Origin of the sequence: Bordetella saccharivorans (assembly GCF_045862855.1) — a bacterium.
Taxonomy (GTDB): Bacteria; Pseudomonadota; Gammaproteobacteria; order Burkholderiales; family Burkholderiaceae_B; genus Bordetella_A; species Bordetella_A petrii_F.
In genome coordinates, this window is the sequence record NZ_BAAFZO010000001.1 from 5005527 (window position 1) to 5029275 (window position 23749).

Below are 23749 nucleotides of genomic sequence, written 5' to 3' on the forward strand. Positions count from 1 at the left end.
CGGCCGCCATAACAACCCAACCACGCGGAGACACCGCCATGAGCTGGTTCAGCGAACTCGACCAAAACGGCAAGCGCACCTTCTACGCCTCGTTCCTGGGCTGGACCATCGACGCACTCGACTACATGGTGTTCACCTTCGTGATCTCCACGCTGGTGGCGCTGTGGGGCATCGACCGCGGCCAGGCGGGCATGCTGGGCACCGTGACGCTGCTGTTCTCGGCCATCGGCGGCTGGGGCGCCGGCATCCTGGCCGACCGCTACGGCCGCGTGCGCGTGCTGCAGATCACCATCCTGTGGTTCTCGGCCTGCACGGTGGGCATCGGCTTCACCCAGAACTTCGAGCAGATCTTCGTGCTGCGCGCCCTGCAGGGCCTGGGCTTCGGCGGCGAATGGGCGGTGGGCTCGGTGCTGATGGGCGAGATCATCAAGGCCCGACACCGCGCCCGCGCGGTCGGCACGGTGCAGAGCGGCTGGGCGGTGGGCTGGGGCATCGCCGCCCTGCTCTACACCATCGCGTTCTCGGTGCTGCCAGAGCAATGGGCCTGGCGCAGCCTGTTCTGGGTGGGCGTGCTGCCCGCGCTGCTGGTGCTGTATATCCGCAAGCACGTGCCCGAGCCGGAAATCTTCGAACAGGCGCGCAACCGCCGCGCCGCCGGCGAGCCGAAGGTCTCGCCGTGGCTGATCTTCTCGCCGGCGCTGCTGAAGACCACGCTGCTGTCGGCGCTGCTGTGCACCGGCATCCAGGGCGGCTACTACGCCGTCACCACTTGGCTGCCCACCTACCTGAAAGTGGAGCGCCACCTGTCGGTGCTGAACACCGGCGGCTACCTGCTGGTGATCATCCTCGGCTCGTTCTGCGGCTACATCGCCGGCGCGCACATGGCCGACCGCCTGGGCCGGCGCGTGAATTTCCTCATCTACTCGGTGCTGTCGGGCGTGTGCGTGTACTTCTACACGCAAGTGCCGCTCACCGACGGCCAGATGCTGTTCCTGGGCTTTCCGCTGGGCTTTGCCGCGTCGGGCATTTTCGGCGGGCTGGGCGCCTACCTGACCGAACTGTTCCCGTCGGAGATCCGCGCCAACGGCCAGGGCTTCGCCTACAACTTCGGGCGCGGGATCGGCGCGCTGTTTCCCAGCCTGGTGGGCTACCTGAGCAACAGCATGGGGCTGGCCATGGCCATCGGCATCTTCGCCGGCGGCGCCTACGCGGTGGTGCTGCTCGCCACCCTGCTGCTGCCCGAGACCCGCGGCCGCGCCCTGGCCAGCCTGGGCAGCCTGGGCGAGGCGGACTGACCGCGCCGGCTCAGCCGCGCGGCTGCAGGTGGCGGTTCAGCGCCAGGTAGGCATCGCGCGACGGCGCCAGGTGGCCGCGGCACAGGCGGATCAGGTCGTCGCGCCGGCCTTCCTGCAGCGCGGCGATCATGGCCCAGTGCTCCTGGCGCGCGCGCTCGCGATATGACGCGTCTACCAGCGAGCCGAAGCGGATGGCGTGGGTCTGGCGCGCATATTCCTGGATGGCCTTCTGCAGCACGCCGTTCTGGCAGAAGCCGAACAGCGTGCGATGAAACCGCTGGTTGGTATGGAACACCGCGCGCGGGTCGCCCTCGGCCACCGCGCGGTCGTGCTCGCGCTGGATCTCGGTCAACTGGCGCAAGGCCTCGGCCGGCAGCGGGCACGGCAGCGCGCGGGCGGCCTCGGCCTCGAGCAGTTCGCGCATCTGGTAGAGCTCGGCCACTTCCTGCGCCGTGAACGCCCGCACCTCGCAGCCCACATGCTTGCGGCGCTCGACCAGCCCGCGCCGCGCCAGTTCGGCCAGCACCTCGCGCGCGGCATGGCGCTTCAGGCCGAAGCGGCGGATCAGGTCGTCTTCGATCAGGCGTTCGCGCGGATGCAGGCCGCCCAGCACGATGTCTTCTTCGAGCACGCGCACCGCGTCGGCGATGGAAGCATCGGCGGGCGCGGCGGACGGCGTGTCGGACAGGACCTGGGACATCGATGGCGACATAGGAGCTGGCCCGGCTGGGCGGGGCAACCACTATATCAACAATCGATTCAGCGTTGGACCAGCGCGGCGGCGGCCGGCGCCGGCGCGGCCGCCCGGTCGTCGATCGGGAAATGCAGCAACGCCGCCACCAGGCCCGCCAGCGCGGTGGCCGCCCAGATCGGCGTATACGAGCCGGTCAGGTCGAACACCAGCCCGCCCAGCCAGGCCCCCAGGAACGAGCCGACCTGGTGGCTCAGGAAGCACACGCCGAACAGCGTGCCCAGGTGGCGGGTGCCGAACACCTTGGCCACCAGCCCGCTGGTCAGCGGCACGGTGCCCAGCCAGGTCAGCCCCATCACCGCCGCGAACAGCACCACCGACAGCGTGCTCTTGGGCAGCAGGAAAAACGCCGCGATGGCCGCGCCGCGGATCAGGTACAGCCAGCCCAGCACATGCTGCTGGCGAAAGTGCCCGCCGAGCCAGCCGCAGGCCCAGCTGCCCGCCATGTTGAACAGGCCGATCAACGCCAGCGCGGTGGCGCCCAGCCCCGCCGGCATGTGGCACAGCACCAGGTAGCCCGGCAGGTGCGTGGCGATGAAGGCCAGCTGGAACCCGCAGGTGAAGAAACCGAGAGTCAGCAGGCAATAGCCGCGATGCCGGCAGGCATGCAGCACGGCCTGCCGCAGCGGCACCCGCGGCTCTTGCGCGGCCGCCGCGCTGCCTGCGCCGGGCCGGTCCAGCAGCAGGCCCAGCGGCGCCGCCAGCAGCATCAGCACCGCCAGCCCCCACAGCGAAGCCGACACGCCCGACAGGTCGCGCAGCATTTGCGCGAACGGCACCAGCGCCACCTGCCCCAGCGAGCCGCCGGCGCTGGCAATGCCCAGCGCCATGCTGCGCCGCTCGGGCGCGGCGGCCCGCCCCACCGAGGCCAGCACCACGCCGAACCCGGTGCAGCTGATGCCGACCCCCACCAGCACGCCCATGCCCAGCACCAGCAACAGCGGCGAATCCGCCACCGAGGTCAGTGCCAGCCCGGCCGCGAACGCCGCCGCGCCGAACGCCACCACCGGCGCCGAGCCGTAGCGGTCGGCCGCCGCGCCGGCGAACGGCTGCGCCACGCCCCACACCAGGTTGTGCACGGCGATGGCGAAGGCGATCTGCGTGACCGGCAGGCCGCGGTCGAACGAGAAAGGGCTGATGAACAGCCCGAAGGTCTGCCGTACCCCCATGGCCGCGCTGAGTATCAGCGCCGCCGCCACCACGACGGCCAGAGCCGTATTGCCGGACGCCAGGCGCCCGCTGCTGTTTGCGGTCTGCATGATGCGTTCTCCTTGCCCGCATGGTGGCAGCGCGCGGCCGCGCCGGCAAAGGAAAAGATTTTGATGGCGGGTGAAGGTTCTTCATCCGCTCCGGGCGGCCTTGCAAGCGGCCGCGCCACGGCGCCGTGCCGGTTTTGCTCAACCGCCCGGCGCGCCGCCGAACGCGCGCGCCTCGTCCAGCACCCACTGGCGGAAGGCCAGCGCCTCGCTGCGGCGCTCGACCGCGTCGGCGCTCACCAGCCAGTACGCCGTCTCGGCCTGCAGCGCCGGCAGCGGCAGCTCCACCAGCGTGCCGGCGGCCAGGTCCTGGTCCACCAGCGGGCGCCGCCCCAGCACGACGCCCAGCCCCGCCACGGCCGCCTCGAACGCCAGCTGGATGGTGTCGAAGCGCAGCCCGCCCGCCAGGTCGACGCCATCGCCGGCCGTGCCGCCCGCGCCTTCCAGCCAGGCCTGCCAGTCCTCGCTGGCCAGCGTGACATGGATGAGCGTGGCGCGCCGCCAGTCCAGTCGTCCGCGCGCGTCCAGCAGCGTGTCGCGATACGCCGGGCTGCACACCGGCGCCAGCCGCTCGTCGAACAGCCGCGCCCATGACGCCGCGGCGATCGGGCCGCGGCTCATGCGAATGGCGAAATCGAAGCCGTCGACCGGGAACCCCACGTGCCGCTGCGTCGTGTCGATGCTCAGGTGCACGCCGGGCCACTGCGCGCGAAACGCCTGCAGGCGCGGCAGCAGCCAGCGCGAAGCCAGCGTCGGCGCGCAGCTCACGGCGATGGCGCGCCCGCCCGGCCCGGCTGGCAGGCGCTGCGTGCCGGCGGCGATCAGCGACAGCGCCTCGGACACGTACAACAAATAATCGGCGCCCTCCGGCGTCAGCGTCAGCCCGCGCGGCCCGCGCGCGAACAGATCGACGCCGAGCGCCTGCTCCAGCCCGACGATGCCGTGGCTGACCGCGCTGGGCGTCACGTTCAGTTCGGCCGCCGCCAGCTTGAAACTGCAATGCCGGCCGGCCGCCTCGAAAAAGCGCAATGCGGAAAGCGGGGGCAGGCGGCGCGGCATGAGCGGAAGTCCTTCGCTGGCGAAGCCGGCGGCGCTGGCCGGCGATGGCGCCAACTGTAGCGGACAGGCGCGCGGCGTGGCTAGGGCCTGGCCACCCGGGAAGCGGCCCCGCATGGACAGGCCTCGCGCCCGTTGACGCGATCTTTACGGCGCCGCCGCGCATTTTTGCGCGCTTTATACGGGCCGGCTCCTACACTGGCTGCGTCATCAACCCGCCCGGACGAGCCGCGTCGGCCTTCGATGCGGCAAGTCCCCCGCACTCCGCCATGCCCACCCGCCCCGCGCTGTTCCTGCACCATCCGTCCCATGCCCGGCCACGCGCCGAAGGCGCGCCCGACGCGCTATTCCTGATCGTGCGGGTCGACCCGCGCCATGCCTTCCTGGCGCGCCGCCACTTGCGGCTGGCCGCTACCCCGGCGCTGCGCGTGCGCAGGCTCGCCGACCGGCACGGCCACGGCCAGGCCTGCTTCCTGGTGCAACTGCGGCGAGGCGATGCAGACGCGCTGATGGACCACCTGATGCGCCACCTGCCCGCCGCCGAATTCGGCCGCCTCGGCGCCTGCCCCTCCGGAGTGGAGCCATGAACGCCCGGCCCGGCGACCTGCCCGGCCCGTGGGACGGCCTGTGGCTGCCGCTCGTCACCCCGCTGCGCGACAGCTACCTGGACATCACCGCGCTGCAGGCCCTGGCGCGCCACTACGCGCGCGCCGGCGTCGCCGGCTTCGTGCTGTTCGGCTCCACTGGCGAGGGCAACCTGATCTCGATGAAAGAAAAATTCCTGGCCTGCGACGCCGTGCGCGCCGCCGCGCCCGGCCTGCCGATCGTGCTGGGCGCGGGCGGGGTCGACCCGCAAGCCATCTACCATGCCGTGCGCAAGCTCGACCGCCTGCAGCCCGACGGCTGGCTAGTGCCGCCGCCCTACTATCTGCGCCCGGCCCCGGACGGCATCCTGTGGCATTACCAGCAGATCGCCTGGGCCAGCCGCCAGCCCATCATCATCTATGACGTGCCCAAGCGCACCGGCACGCAGCTCAGCGTCGAACTGATCGAAACCCTGGCGCGCCACGCCAACTGCGCGGCCGTCAAGGAATGCGACCCGGTCGCCCTGGCCGCGCTCAACGCGCGCCGCAAGCTGCCCTGCCTGTGCGGCGAGGACGCGCTGTTCCTGGACCATTTCCTGCAGGGCGGCGCGGGCGCCATCAGCGCCGCCGCGCACGTGCGGCCCGACATCTTCGTGGCCGTCATGGCGCTGGCGCGCGGCGGCCATCGCGACGCAGCCCGGACGCTGTTCGGCGCGCTCAAGCCGCTGATCCGCCTGCTGTACCAGGAGCCCAGCCCCGGCCCCATCAAGAAGGCCCTGGCGGCCGGCGGCATGATCGCCGACGAACTGCGCCTGCCGATGACACCGTCCAGCGACGCGCTGGCCGGCCGGCTGGCGCAGGCCGTGGCGCGGCTGCCGTCCGAGCGCGAAGTGGCCGGCCTGTTGTCGGTGGCGCACTGAGCGCCGGCAGCCGTCAGTAGCTGACGCCGGCGGCGCGCAGCTGCGAGGCGGTGTGCCGCAGTTCCGGCAGGAACTCGCGCAGCGCGGTGGCCTCGTCGAAACTGCCGGCCGGCAGGCTGACGTTGATGGCCGCCACGATGGCGCCGTCCTTGTCGCGCACCGGCACGCCCAGCCCGGCGATGGATTCGTCGAGCTCGCCATCCACCCAGGCATAGCCCTGTTCGCGCGCCCGCACGATGGCGGCCTGCAGTTGCGCGCGGTCCACCACCGTGGCGGCGGTCAGTTTCTTGAGCGTGGCGCTGGCCAGGTAGGCGTCCAGCGCGGCGTCGTCCAGGCCCGACAGCAGCACCCGGCCCATCGACACCGCGTGCGCCGGCAGGCGGCTGCCCAGCGACGGGCTCATCGGCAGGATGCGCCGCGTATGCAGGCGCTGCACGTAGACGATGTCTTCCTCGTCCAGCACCGACACCGCGCACGACTGCCCGATGCGCGCGCACAGCTCTTCCAGCGCCAGTTGCGCCTGCCGCCAGTACGGCAGCGAATACAGGTACGACAGCCCCAGCCGCAGCACCTTGGGCGTGAGCCAGTAGTACTTGCCGTCAGTCTTGACGAACGACAGGTCGATCAGCGTCAGCAGAAAACGCCGCACCGCCGTGCGCGGCAGGTCCACGGCCTCGGCCACGTCGCCGAGGGTCTGGCGGGCCGCGCCCTGCCCCATTGCTTCGATGATTTTCAGCCCGCGCGCGAAGGTGCGGACGAACGATTCGCTTTCCGGTGTTGCCATGCGCCCCCCTGCCGTGTGCTTGACACGACAAAAAACGCCTTCCACAATGACCATAAAGCGGATGCCAATATCCGCTAAGCGGTCATTGTAGCAGAATGATCCCGTTATTCAACCCTAGCCTCACCCTAGTCCGCGACCATGACAGAACCCACCTTCGAAACCGATTTCTGGAAAGACGCCCAGGCCCGCAAGATCTGGGACGACATCGTGCCCGGCCAGCCGCGCAAGACCATCCCCTACACCCTGACCCTGGAAGCCATCCAGAAATACTGCCGCGTGGTGGGCGACCTGCACCCGCTGTATTTCGACGAGGAATACGCGCGCAACTCGCCCTACAAGGGCCTGATCGCCCCGCCCGCCATCCACATCCTGCTGATGTTCGCCTGCACGCCGGCCGACGACTGGATGCGCAGCCCCGGCACCGTCAACGCCGGCCAGTCCTGGAGCTACCACACGCCCGCCCGGCCCGGCGACGTGATCCGCCTGCAGGCCCGCGCGCTGGACAAGTTCATCAAGAAAGACCGCCTGTTCGCCGTGCACGACAACGTGTTCTTCAACCAGCGCGACGAAGTCATCTGCGCCGGCCGCGGCTGGACCATCCGCCCCATGTGACCGCACGGCCCGTATCCAAGGAATATTCCATGACCACCACCGCATTCGAAACCCTCAAGGCCGGCCAGCAGATCGACGGCACGCCGTTCTCGCCCACCCGCGAATCCATCCGCGACTTCTGCGAGGCCTCGCTCGACTACAACCCCCTGCACCTGGACGACGACTACATGCAGGGCAGCTTCGGCAAGACCCAGTTCGGCGGCATCATCATGCACGGCATGAACAACTTCGGCGTCATCACCAAGATGCTGACCGACTGGCTCTACCCGCAGGGCGGCGTGCAGCGCCGCCTGGAAACCCGCTGGAAGATCCCGGTCAAGCCGGGCGACACCATCACCCCGCGCGCCACCATCACCGCCACCCGCAAGACCGAAAAAAGCCAGTGGGCCACGCTGGACGTGCAAGTCACCAACCAGCGCGGCGAAACCGTGGCGGTCGGCGAAGCCATGGTCGAATTCCCGCCCGCCTGAGCGCCGCGCGGGCCGGGCGCCGGCACGGGCCGGACACGCCCGCCACGTCTGCCAGGTGTCAGACACCCGCAGGGTGTCTGACACCTTCCCTCCACACACCAGAACACAACACAGGAGACAAACATGAAAACCTCGACGCAAGCCGCCGCCGCCGCGCTGGCCCTGGCCGCCGCCCTGGCCGCCCCGGCCAGCCAGGCCGAGCCGCGCCAACCCTTCCCGACCCGCAGCGTCACCCTGGTCGTGCCTTTCCCGCCGGGCGGCACCACCGACATCCTGGCGCGCCAGCTGGCCCACGAGCTAAGCCAGCAATGGCGCCAGACCGTCGTGGTGGAAAACAAGCCCGGCGCCAGCGGCACCATCTATTCCGAACAACTGGCGCGCGCCGAGCCGGACGGCTACACGCTGATGCTGACCGCCACGCACCACGTCATCAACCCCAGCCTGTACAAGAACCTGCGCTACGACACCCGCAAGGACTTCACCCCCATCGCCGAAGTGGCCGCCGTGCCCAACGTGCTGGTGGTCAACCCTTCCTTTCCGCCCAAGACCGCGCAGGAACTAGTCGCCTACGCCAAGGCCAACCCCGGCAAGGTCAACTTCGGCTCGGCCGGCACCGGCGGCGCCAACCATTTGTCGGGCGAGCTGTTCAAATCCATGACCGGCACCGAAATGGTCCACATCCCCTACAAGGGCGCCGCGCCGGCGCTGAACGACCTGCTGGGCGGGCAGATCCCCATGATGTTCGACTCCGTGCCCGGCGTGCTGCAGCACATCCAGGCCGGCAAGCTGCGCGCGCTGGGCGTCACCTCGCCGAAGCGCTCGGCCGCCCTGCCCGACGTGCCCACCCTGGACGAGGCCGGAATCAAGGGCTTCGAGGCCATGGCCTGGTTCGGCCTGTACGCGCCCGGCAACATGCCGCCCGCGCTGACCCGGCAGATCTCCACCGACGTGCTGGCCGCCCTGCAAAGCCCCCGCATCAAAGAACAGTTCGCCAAGCAGGGCGCCGAGCCCGGCACCATGAGCCAGCCCGAGTTCGCCCGCTACGTCGACGCCGAGATCGACAAATGGGGCAAGGTCATCGCCGACGCCCACATCAGCATCCAATAAGCCAGCAAGGAAGCCGCGCCATGCCCGACCCCGCCGTCCCCGCCGCCACGCCAGGCGCCCTGTCGCACCTGCGCGTGCTCGACCTGAGCCGCATCCTGGCCGGGCCCTGGTGCACCCAGAACCTGGCCGACCTGGGCGCCGAAGTCATCAAGGTCGAGCGCCCCGGCAGCGGCGACGACACGCGCGCCTGGGGCCCGCCCTGGACCCGCGACGCGCATGGCAAGGACGCCGCCGACTCCACCTACTACGCCGCCGCCAACCGCGGCAAGAAGTCCATCGCCATCGACATCGCCAGCGCGGCCGGGCAACAACTGGTGCGCGAACTGGCCGCGCGCAGCGACGTCCTGGTAGAGAACTACAAAATCGGCGACCTGCGACGCTACGGCCTGGACTACGACAGCCTGCGCGCCGTCAACCCGGGCCTGGTGTACTGCTCCATCACCGGCTACGGCCAGGACGGCCCCAGCGCCCGCAAGCCCGGCTACGACTTCGTGTTCCAGGCCATCGGGGGGCTGATGAGCATCACCGGCGAACGCGACGACCTGCCCGGCGGCGGCCCGCAGAAAACCGGCATCGCCATCGCCGACGTCATCACCGGCATGTACGCCACCATCGCCATCCTCGCCGCGCTGAACCATCGCACGGTATCCGGCCAGGGGCAGTACATCGACATGGCCTTGCTGGACTGCATCGTCGCCCTGGGCGGCAACCAGATCACCGGCTACTTCGCCAACGGCAAGATCCCGCACCGCTACGGCAACGCCCACGCCAGCCTGGTGCCCTACCAGGTCTTCGCGGTGGCCGACGGCGAGATCGTCGTCGCGGTCGGCAACGACGTGCAATGGCAGCGCTACTGCGCCGCCATCGAGCGCCCCGACCTGGCCGCCGACCCGCGCTGGGCCAAGGTCAAGGGCCGCATCGTCGGCCGCGACACCCTGGTGCCCGAACTGGCCCGCGCCATGCTGACGCGCGGCGCGGCCGACTGGATCGCGCGCCTGGAAGCCGCCGACGTACCCTGCGGCCGCATCAACAACTACCAGCAAGTCTTCCAGGACCCGCAAGTGCGGCACCGCGGCCTGCGCGTCGACATCCCCCGGCCCGGCGGCGGCACGGTCGGCACCATCGCCAGCCCGCTGCGCCTGCGCGGCACCCCGGTCAAATACGACCTGCCCCCGCCCACCCTGGGCGACAGCACCGACTACGTGCTGGGCAAAGTCCTGGGCTACAGCGCCCGGCAGATCGCCGACCTGAAAAACACCGGCGCCGTCTAGCCGCGCGCGACACCCAGGTACCTTGCCAGGTGCGGCGCCGGAGTGCTGGCAGGTGCGGCACCGAGGTGCTTGCCAGGTGTGGCAGCGGGGTGCTTGCCAGGTGCGGTGCCGAGGTGCTTGCCAGGTGCGGTGCCGAGGTGCCTGCCAGGTGTCTGACACCCCTACGAGACGCCCCATGCCAGCCACCATCGCGCATGGGGTGTCAGACACCTTCCTCCACCAACCCCAACCCCCAGGGCGATATCATTAGGAGCCCATCTCCCACCCCCGCCTCATGCCCCGCACCCTGCGCTCCATCCTCTGCACCTGCGCACTACTGCTCGCCAGCCCCGCCCCGCACGCGCAGGCCGAGCCGCAACTGCTGCACACCGAACCCTCCCGGTTCGGCAAGATCCTCGTCTTCGAAGAAAACGGCGAACGCTGCCTGAACTTCAACAGCATGGTCGACTTCGGCCGCCAGACCTGCATGAGCCTGGCCGAGCCCGACACCCTGGTGTTCCGCTATACCCGCATGATGGTCAGCGCCCTGTTCGTGCAGCCCGCGCCGCGGCGCATCCTGATCGTCGGCCTGGGCGGCGCCACCCTGCAGAAGACCCTGGCCCGGCTGCTGCCCCAGGCCACCATCGACACCGTCGAGATCGATCCCGCCATCGCCAAGGTCGCCGAAGCCTACTTCGGCTACCAGCCGGGCCCGCGCCAGCGCCTGTTCCTGGAAGACGGCCGCGCCTACATCGAACGCGCCCATCGCGAGGGCCGGCAATACGACATGGTCATGCTGGACGCCTTCGACGTGGACTACATCCCCGCGCACCTGATGACCCGCGAATTCCTCGAGCACGTGCGCGGCATCCTGGCCGAGGACGGCATCGTGGTGGCCAACACCTTCACCAACAGCGAGCTGTACGAGCGCGAATCGGCCACCTACGCGGCGGTGTTCGGCGGCTTCTTCAACCTGCGGCAAGGCAACCGGGTCATCATCGCGGCGCGCGGGGCATTGCCGGGGGATGAGGTGCTGACGCGCAATGCGGCGGCGCTGAACCGCGAGATGGGGCGCGTCGGCATCGACACCGCGGAAGCCATTGGCCGCTTTTCACGCAAGCGGGACTGGAGCCCCGGCGCGAAACTCCTCACCGACACGCCCGCCGTCCAGCCTTGACGGCATGCGGCCATCCAAAATCGATTGGCTGAACTCACATTCAGCCAAATTAGCGGACATAGCCAGCATTCAGAGACAAGTAAGAATTCTTCGTTTATCCATACATGTCGTATCATTTGCCGTCAGGAGACACTAAAGACAGAGAAGAACAATGTACGAGCACACCATGTACCTGCGCCTGCGTTGCCAGGATTCCGCCACCGTCGAAGAAATTCTCCGCGCCCTGAAACCGCTGCTGGACCATTGCGGCTATACGTCCGACATTGTTCAATTCCAGCAGCGCGAAAACGTCGCTGCGGATCCGGCCGACAACGACGAATTCGTAATAACGGTCGACCAGGCAGGCAAGCCCAGCGAGATCCACGCGACCACTCGCGGCGACGCCGACGATGCCTACGAAGACGTCCTGCGCCGAGTGGCAAGCAGCCTGGCCCCGCTCTGCGAGCCCGACACGATCGAGCTCCACAACCATGAAGCATCGGAAGAGGCAAGCGCCGTCCTGCACATCTGGGTGGGGCCGGAAGACGAACTGCTGGATCAGCACTCCCAGTCGGCAGGCACGCATCGCGCATCGTCCCACCCTGCGTCCGCCACCCCGCACCCTGGCCGCGCAAGCAAAGGCCGGGGAGCCGGCGGCCGGCGCAGGGTAAGAGTGGCGTAGCAATAAAAAAACGGCGTCGCCGCGCGCGATGCCATAAGCTCGGTGCGGCCAGGACCCCGTCCATACTGTTGCCGCATCGCGCTGCCGGCCGGGCCGGCGTTCCCCCTGCGCAAGCATCCTGGCATAGGCATGCGCCCATCGCGCCGCGCCGCCATGGGCGGCACCCATATCAAAAGCAAACCGTTTCCGCAAATTGTGGTTATCCCTAGATTTTCCTTGGCAAAATAGCCTGCATAATGCTGCGGAAACGTTTCCACTTTTGAGAAAACAAATGAGCAAGGATTTGCAGGCGGCACGGGTGCAGACCGTGATCGATCACATGGCGCTCGAGTGCGCGCAGGAATGGGACAAGGTCATCGACACCTTCGAGCACCCCAGATATGAAATGCACTCCAGCGGCGCGACGTTCGACGGGGTGGACGAGGTGATGGGGTATTTCCACTCGTCGCGCCAGTCCTTTCCCGACCTGAAGAACGAGATCATCGCGGTCGCGGCCGCCGAGGACGCCGACACGGTGCTGGTCGAATTCTGGCTGACGGGCACGCATGCCGGCCCTTTCACGGTCGACGGCAAGGTCTATGAGCCCACTGGCCAGACGTTCCGGGTCCGCATGGCCGCGACATTCGAGTTCGCCCCCGGCTCCGCCAAGATTGTCTGCGAGCGGCCCTACACCTGCCAGAACGCCAAGCTGCGGTCGCTCGGCCTGCTGTAGAGCACCCGGCCCGCGCCGTTGCAGCAGGCGGCGCCGGGCCGCCACACCAAGCACCAAGAAAAACCGCCCTGCCAGCGCCATGCGCCGGCGCACAGGGCCACCAGAGAGAGGAGACAACCATGAAGAAACTGTCGATCGCGGCAGCGCTGCTCGCCGCCATCGCGTGCGGCGCCGCCCACGCCGATGATTATCCCGACCGTCCGATCCGCATGTTGCTGCCCTTCTCCGCCGGCGGCGGCGGCGACACGCTGGGCCGGATCCTGGCCGAACAATTCGCGGCGGAGCTCAAGCAACCCGTGGTCGTGGAAAACAAGCCGGGCGCCGGCGGAACAATCGGCATCGCCGCCGTGGCCCGGTCGGCCCCGGACGGCTACACGATCACCATTGGCGGCATGACCACGCACGTGCTCTCGCCGTCCGTGTACAAAGACCTGCCTTATGACCCGATCAAGAGCTTCGTCTCGCTCGGCGCGATCGGCAATTCGGCCATCATGGTCATCGCCAACAACGCCTTTCCCGCCGACGACATCGCCGGCCTGCGCAAACTGGCGGAATCCCGGCAGAACCCGGTCCAGTACGGTAGCTGGGGCATAGGCTCCACCGGGCATTTCTGCGGCGAAGTGATGGTGCAGAAGGGCGACCTCAAGCTGCAGCATGTGCCGTACAAGGGCACCACGCAAGTCATCACCGACGTCATAGGCGGCCACGTCGATCTCGGCTTCATCGACATGGCCACCGCGACGCCCATGCTCACCCAGCACAAGGTCAAAGGCCTGGCCGTCTGTACCAAGCGCTCCCCCAGCGTGCCGGACATCCGCAGCTACAAGGAACAGGGCATCGACTTCGACCGCGACCTGAACTGGGCCATGTATGTGCCCGCGGGCACGCCGGCCGCCGTGGTGCAGCGCTTGTCCGCCACGCTGGAAAAAACGCTGAAGAACCCGGCCGTGGCGGAGAAGCTGCTTGGCCTGGGCATCACGGCCAACTATGTGCCGGGCCCTGAACACACCAAGGCCACGGTGGCGGATATCGAAGCCTGGAAAGCCGTCGCCAAAGAGGCCGGCATCACGCCGCAGTGACCGCTGCCGGCCCATCGCCCACCCGCACAGCAAAGGAAGCGGATCCCATGAAACTGCTGGAAGGCCGCGTTGCCGTGATTTCCGGCGCCGCCCACCTCAAGGGCATCGGCAAAGCCACGGCGCGCCTGTTCCTGGAGCACGGCGCCCGGGTGGCCATGCTGGACCTGGACGCCGCGCAGGTCCAGGCAAGCGCCCGCGACTTGGGCGCCGCGCCGGACCATCTGCTGGCCCTGCCCTGCGATGTCGGCGACCCGCGGCAATGCGCGCAAGCCCTGCGCATGGTGGCGGACTGGTCGGCGGACCGCATCGACGTGCTGGTCAACAATGCCGCCATCACCCAGAAAGCGACCCTGCGCGAGATCACGGAAGCGGACTTCGACCGCATCCTGCGGGTCAACCTGAAGGGCGTCTTCAACCTGAGCCAGGCCGCCATCCCCTACATGATCGCGCGCGCGTGCGGCAGCATCATCAGCATCTCGTCGCTGTCGGCCCAGAACGGCGGCGGCATTTTCGGCGGCGCGCACTACTGCGCCGCCAAGGCAGGCGTCCAGGGCATGACCCGCGCCATGGCCAAGGAACTGGGCGCGCACCACATCCGCGCCAACGCCATCGCGCCCGGCCTGATCACCACCGATTTCTCGCGCACCGGGCGCTCGGACGCCAGCAAGGACCAGGCAGCGCAGATCTGGCCGCTGGGGCGCGCCGGCCGGCCCCACGAAGTCGCCGGCGGCTGCCTCTTCCTGGCCAGCGACCTGAGCAGTTATGTCACCGGCACGACGTTGGACATCAACGGCGGCGCCCACATGAACTAATGAATACGGAGCGGCAATGAGCATTCTCTTTAACGGCGCACGCCAGGTCGGCTGTGTGGTTCGAGACATCGAAAAGGCGATGCGGCATTGGTCCGGCGTGCTGGGCGTGGGTCCCTGGTTCTACAAGGAAGAAGTCGGGACGACGGAGTTCCGCTACTTCGGCCAGCCGTCGCGACCGCCGCGCCTGTCCATCGCCCTGGCGAACTCGGGGGACCTGCAGATCGAACTGATCCAGCAGCGCGACGACGCCCCGTCGCTGTACCTGGATTCCCTGGCGCGTGGCGGCGAGTGCCTGCAGCACCTTGCCTTCTGGACGCTCGACGACTTCGACAGCCACGTCGAGCGCTTGCAGCAAAAGGGTTATGTCGAGGGCCACGGCGGCCGCATGGGCACGCGCGGCCGCTTCGCGTACTTCGTCCACCCCGACCTGCCCAGCGGCATGATCGAGATATCCGAGCTGAAAGGCGGCAAAGGCGAATACTTCGACGAGATCAAGCGCGCCAGCGCCGGTTGGGACGGCTCGGACCCGATCCGGGCCAGGACCTGACCATAAGGAGCGTGCCTGAAGACGGTGTATGTTAGCCAATTTGGCTCAGGCAGAGATCCGACGATGAAAGACCGTATAACCATCCGCGAGGTCGCGAAACGAGCCGGCGTTTCGCTCGGCACCGCCTCGCGGGCGCTGAACCGAAGCGGCCGCGTCAGCGAGGCCGCCATCCAGGCCGTCGACCAGGCCATGCGCGAGCTGAACTACAAGCCCGACCCGGTCGCCCGCAGCCTGCGCACGCGCGCCTCCGGCGTCATCGGCCTGCTGGTCTCCGACCTGGCCAACCCCCTGTATGCCCGCATCATCACCGCGGCCGAAGCCGCGCTGCAGGCCGAAGGCTATTCACTGCTGGTCGCCAGCACGCACAACGAGCGCGCGCGCGAAGCCTCGCTGATCGAGATATTCCGAGGCCGGCGCGTCGACGCCCTGATCCTCGGCCCCTGCGAGAAAGAGTCCGCCGAACTAATCGGCAATCTCTCGAAAGAGCTGCCCGTCGTCGCGCTGGACCGCGACTTCGGCGCCGAATCCGCGGGCATCCTGGTCGATCACTGCTCCGGCGCCCTGCAGGCGACGCAATACCTGCTCAACCTGGGCCACACCCGCATCGCGCTGTTGACGCCCGGCACCGACCTGCGCACCGGCAAAGAACGCATCGCCGGTTTCCGCAAGGCATTCGAAGCCCATGGCCTGGAACCGGACCCGGCCCTGATCCGCGCCGAACATTCCGCCATGCAGTTCGCCTTCGCCGAAGCGATGTCCCTGCTGTCCTACGCCGAACGCCCCACCGCCTTCCTGTGCCTGGGCACGCGCATCCTGTCCGGCGTGCTGCAGGCCATTCGCCATACCGGCCACTCCGTGCCCAATGACGTCAGCGTCATCAGCATCGGCGACACCGACCTGTCGCAACTGTTCAGCCCCACCATCACCTCCCTGAGCTGGGACCTGGAGGTGGTGGGCACCTGCGCGGCGCAGCTGGTGCTGAAGCACCTGGGCCGGCAAGAACCCTCCAGCCGGCACGACCGCATCGTCATCAAGACCCAGCTCATCCTGCGCGAATCCTGCGCCCCCGCAACTCCCCCCAGCTGACCGCTTTAGACACAAGGAGTAGTCATGGCATTGCCCTATACCGTTACCCACCAGGATCGGCTCCTGACCGTGAACATCGCCGACGGCGTCGAACTACCGGGCGCCGCGCCCGGGTCGTCCATCATCCCGCTTTTTCTCGACAGGGAAAACGGCGTCTGGGTCCTGTACGGGAAATTCGCCCCGGGCACCAGGCTACCCACCCACTTCCACACCGGCGTGGTGCACTTCTACACCACCAAGGGCCAGTGGAACTACCTTGAATACCCCGACGACCCGCAAACCGCCGGCAGCTACCTGTACGAACCGGGCGGGTCCGTCCACACCTTCTCGGTGCCCGAAGACGCCGCCGAACATGCCGAGGGGTTCATGGTCGTCTTCGGCGCCAACATCAACTTCATCGATGGCGAGTTCGCCAACATCCGCGACGCCGGCGCGATCGAGGATTCCATACTGGCCGCCGCGAAAAAATCCGGGCTGCCCATCCCCCGCTATATCCGCCCCAAAGGCGGCGCCGAATTCACCCGCGACTGACGTCAAGTCCATCACATTTCGAGGATGCAGCAATGCGGCTTGCAGGCAAGATCGCGCTGGTATCAGGCGCCGGCACCCTGAAGAAACCCTTCACCACGACCGAGCAAGTCGGCAACGGCGCCGCCTGCGCCATCCGCTTCGCCCGCGAAGGCGCCACCGTGGCCTGTACCGACAGGGTCCTGGCCGCGGCGGAAGAAACGGCCGGCATGATCCGCGCGGAAGGCGGCCAGGCATACGCGCTGGCGCTGGATGTCACCGACACATCGCAAATAGAGACAGTGGTCGCCACCGTCGCGGACCGCCACGGCGGCATAGACGTGCTTCACAACAATGTCGGGATCGAAATCCAGGGCGACCTGCTGGCGGTGAAAGATGACGAGTGGGACCAGGTCATGGCGGTCAACCTCCGCGGCGCCATGGCCATGTCCCGCGCCGTACTGCCCCACATGCGCCGCCGCGGCGGCGGATCCATCACCAATGTGTCATCAACGGCCAGCCTGAAATGGAGCCCGATGCAGTTCCTGTCCTACAGCACGGCAAAAGCCGGACTCAACCACATGACCCGCGTCATCGCCAGACAGTACGCGGCCGAACAGATCCGCTGCAACTGCATCGTGCCGGGCATGATACGCACGCCGCATGCGGACGCACTGTATTCGAGCCGGGCGGAGGCGGAAAAGGGACACGAGTTTCGCGATTCGCGGTGCCCGATGGGCAGGCAGGGAACGCCGTGGGATATTGCGAATGCGGCGGTGTTCCTGGCTTCGGATGAGGCGGCTTATGTTACGGGGGTGTTGTTGGTGGTGGATGGGGGGATGAGTCTTTGAGGGAAGGACTGAAGTGTCGAGTTGCCAGGTTGTCGGTCGGGTCCGGGGCTGGTGGCTTGAGTGGGTCGAAGGCTGCTTTCGACCCAAAGCAGACATAATAAGGAGAAGGTAAAGCGAACTGCTAGAGATCGAGTCGCTTCCTTCACATGGTTTTCATCTCACCCATTCTGTACGGCTTTCACCATTAGGCGAAAGTTTCCCTTGCCGTCAACGAGCTTTTCGGTGAGAAATTTAAGAAGCATATCTTGGAACTTGCTCTGTTCATCATAAGGATCCCGCTGCGTTCGCTTCTGATATCGAGCCAAAGCATACGCCCGATAAATTGGATCCGAAAAGGAATAACGTCCGGAGTTGGAATCAAACCGCAAAATTTCACCGTATTCCAACGTACATAGTTTTGGCAGATGGCGCTTCAAACTCGCTTCTTGGTACTTAGGTTCGGCCTGTCGAATGCGATTGTAAATATCGAATCGAGCCGCACCGCTTTCATTCAGCACGCTCAAAGCCTCGATGATTAATTGAGCATCCGCATACCGCGTCTTACGACGTTGTTTCATAGCTTTATCAAACGCACTTTTAATGCTATCAGACGCCTCATCTACATAGGTTTTTACCGCATGCTCACAGTGCTCCCGAGTGAGGATCAGAGGTTCCACTTCAACCGTTTCTGTAACGCCGGCCGCAGAACACATGTTCAGACAAAGATGGTGGCAAACAGAGGCAAGTCCATTCGAGTGCCGTGCGACCAGTCGTTTGATCTCGTGACTGAAGCGAACGTTTAATGCCTGCTCGCCCTTTGCAATGATTGCCGATATTTCTTGTTCTGTCATTAGTGAAACATTAATCTCCGCCACACGGTTGCGCATTTCGCTGTCGTAATCAACCACTTGACGCGCTGTGTCTACTGCTCCGAGCGCTATGATTTTGAGATCGGGGTAATCGTCGGCGAGGTCCATGAAGACCTTCATCAGCTGGGAGAGCTTTACCTTTTCTTCATCGTCAATTTTGTGAAAATCCTCCAGAACCCAGCAGGCCTGTTGAGCGCCAAGGAAGCGCCCAAGAGCTTGTGGCGTTAATTGCGGAGGAAGGATTCGGGATATTTTCTCGCCGGCATCTGTAGACGTATTGCTACTCAACTTGATTTGAAGGGCTTGGTACGAAGCCCCAAGGTCTATCCCGTTGCTAGTCTTAATAACTTTCTGGCGCTCCTGCGTGTAGAAGGGCTCTAACTGGTCAAAGGCATCCAGAATTAGTTGCTCGAATTTCACCCCTTTCATGCAGCGCGTCGTGATGTGGCGCTCATACAGCTGGGTCAACTTATTGACAAGCAGTGTCGTCTTACCTGTACCCGAGTGGCCGTAGACGACGATTTGCTTGCCTGGTGTAGTGAGCGAGTTCACCAACTTGTCATTTACAGAATCGCGCTCCACAAATGCAATACGAGCTGGCCTGGTAGGTGTAAACACATCGCGAGTCAAGTGCGGCATAAGGACAGTAATTCTCTTCTCAACGGGTTCAAATAAAAGGGTTGATATTAAACTGGCGGGATCAGCCCGTCTCATGAGCGGAGCGAACTAACTTTATGCCGCTCGCGTTTGGTAAAGTTGTCGGCGCGGTAGAAGTTTACATCCCGACATGCAGCGAACAGCGACGTGACTGGCCGTCCGGTTCTGGCTGATAACCGCCGGTCTGAACGGCGGCTTCCGACCCTAAGCAGTCTTACCATTCTGCGACTATTCCAAAGCAATGAAGTCGTCCCCACCCAAACGATGACTTCCCCATTTAACAAGATAGCCTGGTGGCAATTGTTTTCTTAGGCTATCGGCATCGCCCCTTGACTTGAAGACGCCTGCAAGATGCCAAGGGGACGTACAAAGCACTCCGAAGCCAAGCCTGCAGCCCGGATTCTCACTATCTAATGTGGGCGTCAACTTAGATGCGTCAGGAATCATCGCTAAGGATGTGGCGAAGCCTACACCGGGCTCCCCCTCGCTAGACTGCAGCGAGGAACTTACGATTCCGACGACCTCTCCACGCTCAGTAAAGACTGGGCCACCACTCATTCCCGCGGGCCAATTAGCCGCGACCTCAAAGCCTGGCGATGGCCGACTTTTACCTCTTCCACCGGGACAAAGACTCGTAACCGTGCCGTACACACCAAACATCCCTTCTTTTAAGTACCGCGCTATCCCATTTTCATTCAAAGCCTCAAAATCTAGTTCTGGATATCCCACCGCTAAGACTCTATCCCCCACTTTAGGAGAAGCGTGAAAAATTACTGGAACTGTATAGAGTGGAGGTGCGTTCGGATGAAGGAAAGCGCTCATGCCTGCGATATCTGGGCCGATTTGATATGTAGAGTTACTGAGTAGCTCTGCCATAGGGTCTTCCCGCTCAACAATGAAGGCGTCCACTTGCTGCATAGGAGCCCAACACTCGTTCGGAATTCCTACAGTTCCAAAAACCACGCCGTAACCTAACAATACAGCTACATGTGAGTCGCGATTGACGTCGGCCTTAATTTGAGCATTCTGCGTGATTTGCCTTAAGTAAGGAGCCCGAATCTCCTCTACAACATGGTCTGCGGTAAGCAATCTGCCCCAGCCGTCAATGTGAAATGCCGTACCGCAACCCACAGCACATCCATCCGGATAACGGAGGAAGACAGGTAGGATGGCTCGGCGTAGGCCAAATGGGTCATCAATTGGGAATGGAACTCCGTCGCAAATTCCTTCGCCCCAGGGCACACGAGAGCAATGGGTTTCGAAAGAATCAAAAGTGCTAAAGGTGAAGCGTTCGTACATGATTGATTTTCTCCATATGACTGCTCCTGGCCGAAAACAGCCAACACCCCCCTCACCCCCCAAACGGCCCCGCCCCCGCCGCCGCTTCAATATCCTCAAGCGCAAAAACACAATCAAAGTATTTCTCCGCCTCGCTCCACGGCGCTTGCTCTTTCCACAGCGTCAGGAACGCCCTGCTCGCGTCGACGACATTGGGGCTGGTCTGCAATGTCTGCAAGGACAAGGCATCGAACGTATCCTCATGATCGTGCAACGAGCCATCCTGCCCCGCGTAGCTATAGAACCGACTGATCTTGCCCGGCTGGCGGAAGCGCGGTATGGCCTCGCACGCAATTCCTGTCTCGGGCTGCCTGCCTGCATGGGCTTGGGAGAAGCTGTCCTGCACCATGTGCAGCAACACGCCTAGCGCAACCTTGTCCAGGTCCTTGCGCACTTCGACGATGCCGGTCGCAAACAGGTTGGTTGCCGTCATGTCGCCGGGAAAATAAAGATCCAGGTCCGGCACGCCCAGCGTGCGGATGAAGCGATCGGTGGGAATCGTCTTGGTGGCCACGCCCCATAGGAACTGCGCCCACATTCGCATGCGCTGCCGGGTCGCGGCCGCAATTTCGCCGTCGTATGCCGCCATGGCGTGGAAGAATTGCAGGTCGCCGAAATGGGATCGGTACAGCAAATAATCTCCCGGTCCGAAGGCAGGCTGATCGGCCTGGGTCTGCAGGCGGCGCTTGGCGGTCTTGTCGGCGTCCCGGAAAAGCCCGATCCAGCACTTGGGCTGCGCGGTCGACCGCAGGGTGACCTTGGGATCGCAGTCGGAGATGCGCGGCGGCGAGGCACGGTTCAACGGAAATGGCGGATCGTCTGGCCAGCGCGTGCCGTACAGCAGCACCTGGTGTTTGCGTATTGCGTCCACCTCGACGCAGGAAGATTCCGCGCCCGGCGCGGCCGCGTACTCGACGGCGTTCAATGTGATGGCTTCGTGCACGGGATGCTTCAGCATCGGTACCGCTATGCCCGACAGCCACTGGCCGAATCCATTGATGATCCGGTTGCTGCCCAGGCTGGCCAGTTTTCTGTCCACGTCGCTGATACGCGGCAACACTTGGAAAGCCGACGCAATCAATGGCGCAATTGCAATGGCAGCGCCCAGCACCAATGCGAAACCTCGCCCAGGACTCCTCTTTCCCATCGTCCCACCCTCGTGCCGCGCTTTATTTATTGACTTTTATGTCGAATGGTAACCACACCAGACAAGGACCGACAAGACCAGACTCTAGGGGAAATCCCGCAAACAGGCATATCATCGAATCACCGCCTTCGTTGCGAGGCCCCCATGCGTCCCACCCCCGCCATCGTGCTCGCCACGCTCCTGGGCACGCTCTTCTACCTGGCCCTGGCCGTCTTCGGCTACGGCGGCGTGGCGGCGTTCTTCTCTCATCCGGCGCGCATCGCGCTGGCCGTGGTGCTGTTCGCCCTGTCGACCGCCGCGCTGTTCAGCGGCGGCAACCTGAACCCGGGCGAGTACGAGGATCGCGACAACCGCTGGGTGCTGACCGCTTTCGCGCTGCTGGGCCTGTTGAGCGGGTTCGTGCCGGCCTATACCGACCGCATCGATTTCTGGACCATGGACGGCGACACGCTGCGCTGGACCGGCGTGGCGGTGTTCGCGATCGGCGGCGCCCTGCGGCTGTGGCCGGTGTTCGTGCTGGGGCGGCGCTTCAGCGGGCTGGTGGCGATCCAGCCGGGGCACGAGCTGGTGACCACCGGCATCTATGGCAAGGTGCGCAACCCCAGCTACCTGGGGCTGCTAATCAGCATGCTGGGCTGGGCGCTGGCGTTCCGCTCGGCGGTCGGCGTGCTGCTGGCGCTGTGCATGCTGCCGCCCCTGGTCGCCCGCATGCGCAGCGAGGAACGGCTGCTGCGCGCGCATTTCGGGGTGCAGTACGAGAACTACCGCAAGCGCACCTGGCGCCTGATTCCCTGGTTGTACTGAAGGCCTGGCGCCTACTCCGGCTGGTCCAGCGTGTGCAGGAAGGCGGCCATGTCGCGCGCATCCTGTTCGCTGACGCCCAGGTCCGGCATGGCGGAATCCGGGTCGATGGCGCTGGGGTCGCGCAGCCAGCGCGCCATGTTGGCGGGGGTGTTGGGCAGCACGCCGGCGATGTAGCGCTGGCGGGCGATGCCGCCCAGCGGCGGCCCGACGTGGCGGTTGGCGCCGACCACGCCGGGGATGGCGTGGCAGGTCACGCACAGGTATTGCTGCATGGCCAGCCGGCCGGCTTCGGGATCGCCCGGCCGCAGTTGCGCCGGCGTCTCCAGCGGGCGCGGCGCGGGCGCGCCGGGGTGCTTGCGGTCCCATTCGCGGTACTGGGCCGGCGACAGGCGCGGCAGCACTTTCATGAAGGCCACCACGTCCCAGATGTCGTCGTCGTGCAGACGGTATTGCCAGGCGGGCATGCCGGTCATTTTGATGCCCTGGCGGATCACCAGGTAGACCTCGGACGCGGGCCATTGGCGGGCGGTTTCCACCAGGGCAGCCGGGGCCGGCATCATGCCGCGCGCGTAGGGGTCCGGCGCGATGCCGGGCGCGCCGTGGCATTGCACGCAGTGGGCGCGGAACAGCTTGAAGCCATTGAGGGCGCGCCGCGGGTCGTCCAGCGCTGGCACGGCGATGTCGGCGGCGCGCACGCTGATGGAGCGCCGCAGGGCGATGTCGAGCACATGGTTGACGGGCGCGGTGTGCGGGCGGGTGGCGGCGCTGTCGTACCAGCCGCTGTAGACCAGGGCCAGCGCGCCGGCCGCGCCGACGGCCGCGGCGCCTGCCAGGGTCAGGCCGATGGTGCGCGTGCGCTTTCTCATGATGGCGGCGTCCTTCAGCGCAGGGTGAGCAGGTAGGCGGCGATGTCGCGCGCCTCGGCCTCGCTCAGCCGCAGGTTGGGCATGGCGGTGTGCGGCGCGATGGCGGGCGGGTCGCGCAGCCAGCGCACCAGGTTGGCGGGGGTGTTGGCCAACACGCCGCCCAGGTAGGCGCGCTTGGCCAGGTGTCCCAGGGGCGGCCCGACCCGCGCGCCGGCGCCCTTGATGCCGGGGATGCTGTGGCAGCTGACGCAGCCCTGCGCGGCGATGCGCTGGCGGCCGCGCACGCTGTCGGCGCCCGCCAGCGCGCCGGCCTGCGGCGTGGCGGCGAGCGGCACGGGCCGTTCGCCGCAAGCGGCCAGCGCGGCCAATAAGGCGGCGGCCGGCACGGCGGCCGCCAGCCACGCCGGCAGGCGCCGGGACCGCGCAGGCGAAGCGTCCGGCGCGCGGCGCGGCGGCCGTGTCGGCGGGCCGGACCGGGCCCGGGGTACCGCGATGGTCGAGCGGTGCATGGTGGATCCCCGTTTTTGCAGCGATATAGCAAGTGCTTTGCCAGCGCCGCCGCTCCCCGCCGC

Annotated in this window: 26 protein-coding genes; 17 read left to right on the forward strand and 9 right to left on the reverse strand. The window is 66.2% G+C overall.

What is annotated here, in order from left to right; translation table 11 throughout:
* Positions 1-38 precede the first annotated feature (38 nt).
* Complete coding sequence (locus ACKTT0_RS24005) at positions 39-1295, forward strand: MFS transporter (RefSeq protein WP_407852228.1); 1257 nt, start codon at positions 39-41, stop codon at positions 1293-1295.
* 10 nt (positions 1296-1305) lie between these two features.
* Here ACKTT0_RS24005 and ACKTT0_RS24010 read toward each other — a convergent pair whose 3' ends face one another.
* The 3 genes from ACKTT0_RS24010 to ACKTT0_RS24020 form a co-directional block, all read right to left on the reverse strand.
* On the reverse strand, positions 1306-1995 hold the full coding sequence (locus ACKTT0_RS24010) for a GntR family transcriptional regulator (RefSeq protein ID WP_407852229.1): 690 nt from the start codon (positions 1993-1995) through the stop codon (positions 1306-1308).
* Positions 1996-2054: 59 nt separating this feature from the next.
* Positions 2055-3305, reverse strand: a complete 1251-nt coding sequence (locus ACKTT0_RS24015) for an MFS transporter (protein WP_407852230.1) — start codon at positions 3303-3305, stop codon at positions 2055-2057.
* Between the two features lie 138 nt (positions 3306-3443).
* A complete protein-coding gene (locus ACKTT0_RS24020; RefSeq protein ID WP_407852231.1) occupies positions 3444-4361 on the reverse strand; it encodes a LysR substrate-binding domain-containing protein in 918 nt (305 codons plus the stop codon).
* A gap of 266 nt (positions 4362-4627) precedes the next feature.
* Here ACKTT0_RS24020 and ACKTT0_RS24025 point away from each other — a divergent pair, with 266 nt between their 5' ends.
* Both ACKTT0_RS24025 and ACKTT0_RS24030 read left to right on the forward strand, forming a co-directional pair.
* Positions 4628-4945: a hypothetical protein gene (locus ACKTT0_RS24025; protein WP_407852232.1), complete on the forward strand. Its 318-nt coding sequence runs from the start codon at positions 4628-4630 to the stop codon at positions 4943-4945.
* Positions 4942-5862: a dihydrodipicolinate synthase family protein gene (locus ACKTT0_RS24030; RefSeq protein ID WP_407852233.1), complete on the forward strand. Its 921-nt coding sequence runs from the start codon at positions 4942-4944 to the stop codon at positions 5860-5862. Before ACKTT0_RS24025 ends, ACKTT0_RS24030 begins: the two co-directional genes overlap by 4 nt.
* Before the next feature lie 13 nt (positions 5863-5875).
* Here ACKTT0_RS24030 and ACKTT0_RS24035 read toward each other — a convergent pair whose 3' ends face one another.
* Positions 5876-6646 carry an IclR family transcriptional regulator domain-containing protein gene (locus tag ACKTT0_RS24035; protein ID WP_407852234.1) on the reverse strand — a complete coding sequence of 257 codons (771 nt, stop codon included), beginning with the start codon at positions 6644-6646 and terminating at the stop codon, positions 5876-5878.
* A gap of 138 nt (positions 6647-6784) precedes the next feature.
* On the opposite strand from ACKTT0_RS24035, the gene ACKTT0_RS24040 reads away from it, so the two are divergent.
* The 13 genes from ACKTT0_RS24040 (at position 6785) to ACKTT0_RS24100 (ending at position 17517) form a co-directional block, all read left to right on the forward strand.
* The gene (locus tag ACKTT0_RS24040; RefSeq protein WP_407852235.1) at positions 6785-7258 is read left to right on the forward strand and encodes a MaoC family dehydratase; all 474 of its coding nucleotides are present in this window, start codon (positions 6785-6787) and stop codon (positions 7256-7258) included.
* A 29-nt stretch (positions 7259-7287) separates the two neighbouring features.
* Positions 7288-7728, forward strand: coding sequence for a MaoC family dehydratase (locus tag ACKTT0_RS24045; RefSeq protein ID WP_407852236.1), 441 nt, complete (start codon positions 7288-7290; stop codon positions 7726-7728).
* A 123-nt stretch (positions 7729-7851) separates the two neighbouring features.
* Positions 7852-8835 carry a tripartite tricarboxylate transporter substrate binding protein gene (locus tag ACKTT0_RS24050; RefSeq protein WP_407852237.1) on the forward strand — a complete coding sequence of 328 codons (984 nt, stop codon included), beginning with the start codon at positions 7852-7854 and terminating at the stop codon, positions 8833-8835.
* Between the two features lie 20 nt (positions 8836-8855).
* Positions 8856-10106, forward strand: a complete 1251-nt coding sequence (locus tag ACKTT0_RS24055; RefSeq protein ID WP_407852238.1) for a CaiB/BaiF CoA transferase family protein — start codon at positions 8856-8858, stop codon at positions 10104-10106.
* Positions 10107-10380: 274 nt separating this feature from the next.
* Positions 10381-11262, forward strand: a complete 882-nt coding sequence (locus ACKTT0_RS24060; protein ID WP_407852239.1) for a spermidine synthase — start codon at positions 10381-10383, stop codon at positions 11260-11262.
* A 166-nt stretch (positions 11263-11428) separates the two neighbouring features.
* A complete protein-coding gene (locus ACKTT0_RS24065) occupies positions 11429-11923 on the forward strand; it encodes a hypothetical protein (protein ID WP_407852240.1) in 495 nt (164 codons plus the stop codon).
* A 271-nt stretch (positions 11924-12194) separates the two neighbouring features.
* Complete coding sequence (locus ACKTT0_RS24070) at positions 12195-12635, forward strand: ester cyclase (protein WP_407852241.1); 441 nt, start codon at positions 12195-12197, stop codon at positions 12633-12635.
* A gap of 119 nt (positions 12636-12754) precedes the next feature.
* Positions 12755-13714 (forward strand): Bug family tripartite tricarboxylate transporter substrate binding protein, encoded by a 960-nt coding sequence (locus ACKTT0_RS24075; protein ID WP_407852242.1) that lies wholly within the window; start codon positions 12755-12757, stop codon positions 13712-13714.
* 47 nt (positions 13715-13761) lie between these two features.
* Positions 13762-14526 carry an SDR family NAD(P)-dependent oxidoreductase gene (locus tag ACKTT0_RS24080; protein ID WP_407852243.1) on the forward strand — a complete coding sequence of 255 codons (765 nt, stop codon included), beginning with the start codon at positions 13762-13764 and terminating at the stop codon, positions 14524-14526.
* A 16-nt stretch (positions 14527-14542) separates the two neighbouring features.
* Positions 14543-15073 (forward strand): VOC family protein, encoded by a 531-nt coding sequence (locus ACKTT0_RS24085; protein ID WP_407852244.1) that lies wholly within the window; start codon positions 14543-14545, stop codon positions 15071-15073.
* Positions 15074-15136: 63 nt separating this feature from the next.
* A complete protein-coding gene (locus ACKTT0_RS24090; protein ID WP_407852245.1) occupies positions 15137-16159 on the forward strand; it encodes a LacI family DNA-binding transcriptional regulator in 1023 nt (340 codons plus the stop codon).
* A gap of 24 nt (positions 16160-16183) precedes the next feature.
* The gene (locus tag ACKTT0_RS24095; RefSeq protein WP_407852246.1) at positions 16184-16690 is read left to right on the forward strand and encodes a 2,4'-dihydroxyacetophenone dioxygenase family protein; all 507 of its coding nucleotides are present in this window, start codon (positions 16184-16186) and stop codon (positions 16688-16690) included.
* Between the two features lie 32 nt (positions 16691-16722).
* Positions 16723-17517: an SDR family NAD(P)-dependent oxidoreductase gene (locus ACKTT0_RS24100; protein ID WP_407852247.1), complete on the forward strand. Its 795-nt coding sequence runs from the start codon at positions 16723-16725 to the stop codon at positions 17515-17517.
* Between the two features lie 158 nt (positions 17518-17675).
* On the opposite strand, the gene ACKTT0_RS24105 is transcribed toward ACKTT0_RS24100, so the two are convergent.
* The 3 genes from ACKTT0_RS24105 to ACKTT0_RS24115 all read right to left on the reverse strand — a co-directional run bounded on the left by ACKTT0_RS24105 (position 17676) and on the right by ACKTT0_RS24115 (position 21471).
* The gene (locus ACKTT0_RS24105; protein ID WP_407852248.1) at positions 17676-18917 is read right to left on the reverse strand and encodes a hypothetical protein; all 1242 of its coding nucleotides are present in this window, start codon (positions 18915-18917) and stop codon (positions 17676-17678) included.
* A gap of 333 nt (positions 18918-19250) precedes the next feature.
* Positions 19251-20321: a trypsin-like peptidase domain-containing protein gene (locus ACKTT0_RS24110; protein WP_407852249.1), complete on the reverse strand. Its 1071-nt coding sequence runs from the start codon at positions 20319-20321 to the stop codon at positions 19251-19253.
* 52 nt (positions 20322-20373) lie between these two features.
* The gene (locus ACKTT0_RS24115; RefSeq protein ID WP_407852496.1) at positions 20374-21471 is read right to left on the reverse strand and encodes a hypothetical protein; all 1098 of its coding nucleotides are present in this window, start codon (positions 21469-21471) and stop codon (positions 20374-20376) included.
* A 180-nt stretch (positions 21472-21651) separates the two neighbouring features.
* Between ACKTT0_RS24115 and ACKTT0_RS24120 the strand changes: the two genes are divergently transcribed.
* Positions 21652-22311, forward strand: a complete 660-nt coding sequence (locus ACKTT0_RS24120) for a methyltransferase family protein (protein ID WP_407852250.1) — start codon at positions 21652-21654, stop codon at positions 22309-22311.
* Between the two features lie 11 nt (positions 22312-22322).
* On the opposite strand, the gene ACKTT0_RS24125 is transcribed toward ACKTT0_RS24120, so the two are convergent.
* Both ACKTT0_RS24125 and ACKTT0_RS24130 read right to left on the reverse strand, forming a co-directional pair.
* Entirely contained in the window at positions 22323-23177 is an 855-nt protein-coding gene (locus ACKTT0_RS24125) for a c-type cytochrome (RefSeq protein WP_407852251.1), read from the reverse strand.
* 14 nt (positions 23178-23191) lie between these two features.
* A complete protein-coding gene (locus ACKTT0_RS24130; RefSeq protein WP_407852252.1) occupies positions 23192-23686 on the reverse strand; it encodes a c-type cytochrome in 495 nt (164 codons plus the stop codon).
* Between the last annotated feature and the right edge of the window lie 63 nt (positions 23687-23749).

Bases quoted from the DNA above. Each gene is read 5' to 3' on its own strand.
- ACKTT0_RS24005 (WP_407852228.1), top strand. From the start codon at position 39: ATGAGCTGGTTCAGCGAACTCGACCAAAACGGCAAGCGCACCTTCTAC.
- ACKTT0_RS24010 (WP_407852229.1), bottom strand. From the start codon at position 1,995: ATGTCCCAGGTCCTGTCCGACACGCCGTCCGCCGCGCCCGCCGATGCT.
- ACKTT0_RS24015 (WP_407852230.1), bottom strand. From the start codon at position 3,305: ATGCAGACCGCAAACAGCAGCGGGCGCCTGGCGTCCGGCAATACGGCT.
- ACKTT0_RS24020 (WP_407852231.1), bottom strand. From the start codon at position 4,361: ATGCCGCGCCGCCTGCCCCCGCTTTCCGCATTGCGCTTTTTCGAGGCG.
- ACKTT0_RS24025 (WP_407852232.1), top strand. From the start codon at position 4,628: ATGCCCACCCGCCCCGCGCTGTTCCTGCACCATCCGTCCCATGCCCGG.
- ACKTT0_RS24030 (WP_407852233.1), top strand. From the start codon at position 4,942: ATGAACGCCCGGCCCGGCGACCTGCCCGGCCCGTGGGACGGCCTGTGG.
- ACKTT0_RS24035 (WP_407852234.1), bottom strand. From the start codon at position 6,646: ATGGCAACACCGGAAAGCGAATCGTTCGTCCGCACCTTCGCGCGCGGG.
- ACKTT0_RS24040 (WP_407852235.1), top strand. From the start codon at position 6,785: ATGACAGAACCCACCTTCGAAACCGATTTCTGGAAAGACGCCCAGGCC.
- ACKTT0_RS24045 (WP_407852236.1), top strand. From the start codon at position 7,288: ATGACCACCACCGCATTCGAAACCCTCAAGGCCGGCCAGCAGATCGAC.
- ACKTT0_RS24050 (WP_407852237.1), top strand. From the start codon at position 7,852: ATGAAAACCTCGACGCAAGCCGCCGCCGCCGCGCTGGCCCTGGCCGCC.
- ACKTT0_RS24055 (WP_407852238.1), top strand. From the start codon at position 8,856: ATGCCCGACCCCGCCGTCCCCGCCGCCACGCCAGGCGCCCTGTCGCAC.
- ACKTT0_RS24060 (WP_407852239.1), top strand. From the start codon at position 10,381: ATGCCCCGCACCCTGCGCTCCATCCTCTGCACCTGCGCACTACTGCTC.
- ACKTT0_RS24065 (WP_407852240.1), top strand. From the start codon at position 11,429: ATGTACCTGCGCCTGCGTTGCCAGGATTCCGCCACCGTCGAAGAAATT.
- ACKTT0_RS24070 (WP_407852241.1), top strand. From the start codon at position 12,195: ATGAGCAAGGATTTGCAGGCGGCACGGGTGCAGACCGTGATCGATCAC.
- ACKTT0_RS24075 (WP_407852242.1), top strand. From the start codon at position 12,755: ATGAAGAAACTGTCGATCGCGGCAGCGCTGCTCGCCGCCATCGCGTGC.
- ACKTT0_RS24080 (WP_407852243.1), top strand. From the start codon at position 13,762: ATGAAACTGCTGGAAGGCCGCGTTGCCGTGATTTCCGGCGCCGCCCAC.
- ACKTT0_RS24085 (WP_407852244.1), top strand. From the start codon at position 14,543: ATGAGCATTCTCTTTAACGGCGCACGCCAGGTCGGCTGTGTGGTTCGA.
- ACKTT0_RS24090 (WP_407852245.1), top strand. From the start codon at position 15,137: ATGAAAGACCGTATAACCATCCGCGAGGTCGCGAAACGAGCCGGCGTT.
- ACKTT0_RS24095 (WP_407852246.1), top strand. From the start codon at position 16,184: ATGGCATTGCCCTATACCGTTACCCACCAGGATCGGCTCCTGACCGTG.
- ACKTT0_RS24100 (WP_407852247.1), top strand. From the start codon at position 16,723: ATGCGGCTTGCAGGCAAGATCGCGCTGGTATCAGGCGCCGGCACCCTG.
- ACKTT0_RS24110 (WP_407852249.1), bottom strand. From the start codon at position 20,321: ATGTACGAACGCTTCACCTTTAGCACTTTTGATTCTTTCGAAACCCAT.
- ACKTT0_RS24120 (WP_407852250.1), top strand. From the start codon at position 21,652: ATGCGTCCCACCCCCGCCATCGTGCTCGCCACGCTCCTGGGCACGCTC.
- ACKTT0_RS24125 (WP_407852251.1), bottom strand. From the start codon at position 23,177: ATGAGAAAGCGCACGCGCACCATCGGCCTGACCCTGGCAGGCGCCGCG.
- ACKTT0_RS24130 (WP_407852252.1), bottom strand. From the start codon at position 23,686: ATGCACCGCTCGACCATCGCGGTACCCCGGGCCCGGTCCGGCCCGCCG.